At 47.9% G+C, this 5,564-nt stretch carries 6 protein-coding genes; all 6 read left to right on the plus strand.

Going from position 1 to position 5,564, the window contains the following annotated elements:
• Positions 1-72: 72 nt before the first annotated feature.
• The 6 genes from P6N53_RS18320 to sppA all read left to right on the plus strand — a co-directional run bounded on the left by P6N53_RS18320 (position 73) and on the right by sppA (position 5,521).
• Positions 73-276 carry a hypothetical protein gene (locus P6N53_RS18320; RefSeq protein ID WP_304545803.1) on the plus strand — a complete coding sequence of 68 codons (204 nt, stop codon included), beginning with the start codon at positions 73-75 and terminating at the stop codon, positions 274-276.
• A gap of 155 nt (positions 277-431) precedes the next feature.
• Positions 432-869: a YwiB family protein gene (locus P6N53_RS18325; protein WP_304545805.1), complete on the plus strand. Its 438-nt coding sequence runs from the start codon at positions 432-434 to the stop codon at positions 867-869.
• Positions 844-2,529: an arginine--tRNA ligase gene (gene argS / locus P6N53_RS18330; RefSeq protein WP_304545807.1), complete on the plus strand. Its 1,686-nt coding sequence runs from the start codon at positions 844-846 to the stop codon at positions 2,527-2,529. Before P6N53_RS18325 ends, argS begins: the two co-directional genes overlap by 26 nt.
• Before the next feature lie 15 nt (positions 2,530-2,544).
• Positions 2,545-2,709, plus strand: a complete 165-nt coding sequence (locus tag P6N53_RS18335) for a XapX domain-containing protein (protein ID WP_304545810.1) — start codon at positions 2,545-2,547, stop codon at positions 2,707-2,709.
• Between the two features lie 77 nt (positions 2,710-2,786).
• Positions 2,787-4,391 carry a CTP synthase gene (pyrG, locus tag P6N53_RS18340; protein WP_304545812.1) on the plus strand — a complete coding sequence of 535 codons (1,605 nt, stop codon included), beginning with the start codon at positions 2,787-2,789 and terminating at the stop codon, positions 4,389-4,391.
• Positions 4,392-4,582: 191 nt separating this feature from the next.
• Positions 4,583-5,521: a signal peptide peptidase SppA gene (gene sppA / locus P6N53_RS18345; protein ID WP_304545813.1), complete on the plus strand. Its 939-nt coding sequence runs from the start codon at positions 4,583-4,585 to the stop codon at positions 5,519-5,521.
• Positions 5,522-5,564 lie beyond the last annotated feature (43 nt).

Raw genomic sequence — 5,564 nt, forward strand, 5'->3', positions numbered from 1 at the left:
GCCGCCGATTGGCGGCGGCGTCTGAATATATGTACCACCCGACAGGATGGTAAGAAACGGTGGTGTATTTAAATGGAAGAAATTAAAGCTAAAATCCTCGAGTATCTTGAAGGTGTTAGCAAAGAGAAGCCCCGTGTAATCGCTGAGAAGCTTGGCTTCAAAAAGAAAGAAGTTGACAAGGCTTGCTCTGACCTGGCTAAAGAAGGTAAGATTGAGTACCTGTATATTGGTACTTCTTTTGTTACCCTAGCTGGACGCGACCATACTCCAGGCTAGAAAAGCAGTAAGACATTTAATACTTACACATTAAAAGAGCGGAACGCCAGTTCCGCTCTTTTAATGTGTACCTTATAATAGCACACCTGAAATATGGGTTAAAATATTGTCTAGGAATAAAATTAAGAGGTGTAGGCCTTTTGGGGAAAAATGTATTGGTCAAAGTTAAGTCTAGCCGGACAGATCTGGATAATGAAACGGAAATTATAGAGCTTACCTCTCCCGGTTCTTTTTACAAAAGGGGAGACAGCTACTATATCATCTACAAAGAAACGGCTGTAACCGGCATGGAAAATGCCACCACATCAATTAAAGTTCAAGGGCGGGTAATAACCCTGGTCCGTAGCGGCAGTGTCAATAACAGACAGGTATTTGAACTGGGTAAACTGCATCGCTCTTGCTACCAAACTTCCTTCGGCAATTTGGATATGGCAGTTAAGCCGTGGAACATTGAGGTTGACTTGACAGACCTAGGGGGAAGTATTAAGCTAGAATATGAATTAGAATTAAATCATGCCAAAGTAGGTAGAAATTCTTTAGATATACATATTAAGGAGGATAAACCCGTTGCAAGGATTGGTGGAGACCATTAGAAAAACTCTGGCCCAAGGAGTACAAAAGGCCATTGAAGGAGCCATGGAAAAGGGTAGCATTAATCAGGTCGAGATACCCGAGGTAGTAATTGAGGTGCCCAGGGAAAAGGGCCATGGTGACTTCGCTTCCAATCTGGCCATGCAATTGGCTCGGTCTGCTAAGATGGCACCGAGGAAGATCGCTGAAGCAATCGTAGACAACCTGGATCTCAAAGGAACCGGGGTAGAGCGGGTAGAAATTGCGGGCCCGGGCTTTATTAATTTTTATTTGGAACCTGGCTGGGTTTACGGGGTCATGCCCCTAATTTCCAGTGAAGATAGGAACTACGGTCGTCAGGAAATAGGTGATGGACGCCGGGTGCAGGTAGAGTTCGTAAGTGCTAATCCCACCGGCCTTTTGCACATGGGTAATGCCAGGGGAGCAGCACTGGGAGATAGCCTGGCAGCCATATTGGACTTTGCCGGGTATAGGGTCAGTCGTGAATACTATATTAACGACGCAGGAAATCAAATAGAAAACTTTGGCCGATCCCTGGAGGTACGCTTCTTACAGCAATTGGGGCAGGACATTGCTATGCCCGAGGAAGGCTACCATGGGGAGGACATCACCGATACAGTAAAGGGTTATATAGAAAAACATGGCCGGGAACTGGCCGATGCTGAGGAAGCAGTTCGCCGCCAGACCCTTGCTGCCTATGCACTGCAGGAAAAGCTAGCCCAAATTAAAAGCACACTCCTTGACTTTGGAGTTGTTTACGATGAATGGTTTTCCGAGCAGTCCCTGCATGACAGTGGAGCCATTCAAAAAACCCTTGACGAGCTTCATAAGAGAGGCTTCATATATGAGAATGAAAATGCCCTGTGGTTTAAGGCAACTGATTTTGGTGATGAAAAGGACGAGGTGCTGGTCAGATCAAGCGGCATACCCACATACTTTGCAGCTGACATAGCATACCATTGGAACAAATTTGAACGGGGCTTTGATTGGGTCATTGATATTTGGGGGGCTGACCACCATGGCCATGTCAACCGCATGAAGGGTTCTATGGAAGCCCTAGGCTACAATCGGGATAATTTACACATAATCTTAATGCAGCTGGTTCGTCTCTACAGGGGGGGAGAAATTGTGCGCATGTCCAAGCGGACAGGCCAATTTGTAACCCTGGAGGAACTGGTCGAAGAAGTGGGCCGGGATGCCGCCAGATACTTCTTTGTTATGCGCAGCCCCGACAGCCACCTGGAGTTTGACTTGGATCTGGCTAAATCACAAACCAATGATAATCCGGTGTTCTACATCCAGTATGCCCATGCCCGTATTTGCAGTATATTACGCCAGCTGCAGGAACAGGGACGTTTTCTGCCTCCGGTGGAAAACATAAATGCCTCCCTCTTAACAGAAGAAGCGGAGCTGGCCCTATTAAGAAAGCTGGCTGATTTCCCTGAAGAAATTGCCTCTGCGGCTGAACTGCTCTCCCCCCATAGAATTGCTCGTTATATGCATGACTTGGCGGGACTGTTCCACAGCTTCTATAATAGTCACCGGGTTATAACGGAAAATGAAGAGCTCTCTAATACCCGCCTGGTATTGGTGAATTGTGTACGTATAGTGCTGCGAAATGCCCTGGGTCTCCTGGGCTTGACAGCACCGGAAAAAATGTAAGGGAAGAAGTTTTTTATGAAGGAGATTATCTTGTCCACCGCTACCGGGGTCGCGGTGGGCCTCATTTTTGCTATCTTGAAGCTTCCCGTTCCTGCCCCCCAGACAATGCCAGGGGTTATGGGAATTGTGGGGATTTTTATCGGCTATATGCTGGCAATAAGATTTGGGTGGGGAAGCTAAAGTATTGACAGGACAAGTCCCGATCGTTAGAATGGGATAGGCAGCCAAAATTCAACTGATTTTGACAGGAGGCAACCATGGCCAAGTTTATTTTCGTGACCGGCGGAGTGGTGTCATCCCTGGGAAAGGGTATAACCGCAGCTTCGCTAGGGCGGTTGCTAAAAAGCCGCGGGCTGAAAGTAGCCATTCAAAAACTCGACCCGTATATTAATATCGACCCAGGGACCATGAGCCCTTACCAGCACGGTGAGGTGTTTGTTACAGAAGACGGTGCTGAAACCGATCTGGATTTAGGCCACTACGAGCGTTTTATTGATACCAATTTAAGCAAAAGCAGCAATGTTACCACCGGAGGAATTTACTGGTCAGTAATTAGCAAAGAGCGCCGGGGAGATTACCTGGGCGGCACTGTGCAAGTCATTCCTCATATTACCAATGAGATTAAGGATCGCGTGTTACGGGTTGGCCGTGAGATGGATGTGGATGTGGTTCTTACCGAGATTGGTGGTACCGTGGGGGATATAGAATCCCTACCCTTCCTTGAGGCAATACGCCAATTGCGTACCGATTTGGGCAGGGACAACGTCATGTACATCCACGTTACCCTGGTGCCCTACTTAAGAATGGCCAATGAGCTAAAGACAAAACCAACCCAGCATTCAGTAAAGGAATTAAGAAGTCTTGGCATTCAGCCTGATGTGGTGGTTTGTCGGACCGAGAAGCCCTTCTCCAAGGAAATGGAGGAAAAACTGGCCCTATTCTGTGATATTGATAAAGAAGCAGTAATTCAGGCCGTGGATGCTTCCTCAATCTACGAAGTACCCCTGCAGATGGAGCAGGAGGGCCTCGATGATATTGCAGTGGAGAGACTGCGCCTCCAATGTGGCGAGGCAGATATGGATGAATGGCGAGACATGGTTGGCAGAATGAAAAACCTTAGTTCCTGCACCACCATCGCCCTGGTTGGTAAATATGTTGCCTTGCCTGATGCTTACCTCAGTGTAGCTGAGGCACTAAGACATGCCGGCCTGTTCCACGGATCTTCGGTGGAAATTCGCTGGGTGAATTCAGAGGACCTGGAAGCAAATCCTCCAGAGCAGTACTTAAAAGGTGTGGACGGGATTCTTGTTCCCGGTGGTTTTGGGGACAGGGGTATTGAAGGTAAGATTAAGGCCATCAACTATGCCAGGGTCAACAAAATTCCTTTCTTAGGTATTTGCCTGGGTATGCAGTTGGCGGTGGTTGAATTTGCCCGCTCCATCCTGGATTGGAAGGAAGCCAACAGTGCAGAATTTAACCAGCACACCCAGCATCCGGTTATTGATTTGCTGCCGGAGCAAAAGGATCTGGATAAAATGGGCGGCACCATGAGACTGGGAGCCTACCCCTGCAAGCTTGCAGCCGAAACACTGGCTCAGAAGGCCTACGGACAGGAAATTATTTACGAAAGACACCGTCACCGCTATGAATTAAATAATGACTTCCGAGCTGACCTGGCAACAGCAGGCATGACTTTCAGCGGCACCCTGCCCAACGGCAAGCTGGTGGAAATCATTGAATTGCAGGATCACCCTTGGTTCCTTGCTACCCAATTCCACCCTGAATTTAAATCCAGACCCAATCGCCCCCACCCATTATTCAGAGACTTTGTGGGAGCGGCCCATAAATTAAGCAGCAAATAAAAACAGGAATAAGGGACTATATTATAAGAAGACAGCTTTGGTATACTTTACCAGAGCTTTTCTTTTTATTAGGTAAACCTTCATTATAAGGTATTATTTTGATGAAGGGGCGTAAGCTAATAGGGGTCCTGTCTTAAGCCAATTTGAAACTTAAAGAAATACCTATAAGCCAAAACAGGGAGTTGATTATTTTGCGTCGCAAGTTAATAACGGGAGTGGTGATTGGCCTGGTGCTGGTTTCCTTGGCTGCAGCCATGGTTTTCCAGGGGGATACCGGAGACAGTGCGGATAGAGAAGGTGCCGGTGGACAGATAGCTGTTATTCGTATAGAGGGACAAATTGTTTCCTCAAGCCCCGGAGGATTTAATACCGGGGGAGTGGCGGCGGCAGACAGAATCGTTGAGGAGCTTAAGCGGGCCCGGGAGAACCCTGACATTAGGGCTGTGGTGCTGCGGCTTAATACCGGGGGCGGCACAACGGTAGGTTCCGATGAAATAGGTCAAGAGGTTGAACGTGTAAGGGAGGCAGGTAAGCCGGTTGTGGCGTCCATGGGTGAAATGGCTGCCTCGGGAGGCTACTGGATCTCAGCTAAGGCTGATAAAATTGTGGCCAACCCCTCCACTTTAACCGGCAGCATTGGGGTTATAATTCAGATTACCAAGCTGAAAGAGCTATATGAAAAAATTGGTGTTGAGACCATAAACTTTACCACCGGACCTTACAAGGATATGGGAGCTACCAACAAGGATATTTCACCTGAAGAGGCCCAAATCTTTCAAAGCCTCATAGATGACAGCTACGAGGAATTTGTAAAAGTGGTGGCGGAGGGACGCAACCTGGATATGGACAGGGCCAGAACACTGGCTGACGGTCGTATCTACTCGGGAAAACAGGCCAAGGAATTGGGTTTAGTGGATGAATTAGGCAATTTCCAAGAAGCAGTGGACCTGGCGGCCCAATTGGCCAAAATTGAGGGGGAACCTGATTTGGTGGAGATGAGGGGTCCGGGTGGTTTTTGGCGGGACTTTTTGGGAGGAATCCAGGGTCGTTCAAATATACTGCCCATCCCCCTGGAAGGGCTACTACTAATGCCTGACCCCAAGACCACACCCCTACCCATGAATAATTAGGATGGAGGTAAAGTTTATTGACAGACTTCAAAGATAAAAACCT

The sequence above is a fragment of the Desulforamulus aquiferis genome (genome assembly GCF_030577015.1).
GTDB lineage: Bacteria > Bacillota > Desulfotomaculia > Desulfotomaculales > Desulfotomaculaceae > Desulfotomaculum > Desulfotomaculum aquiferis.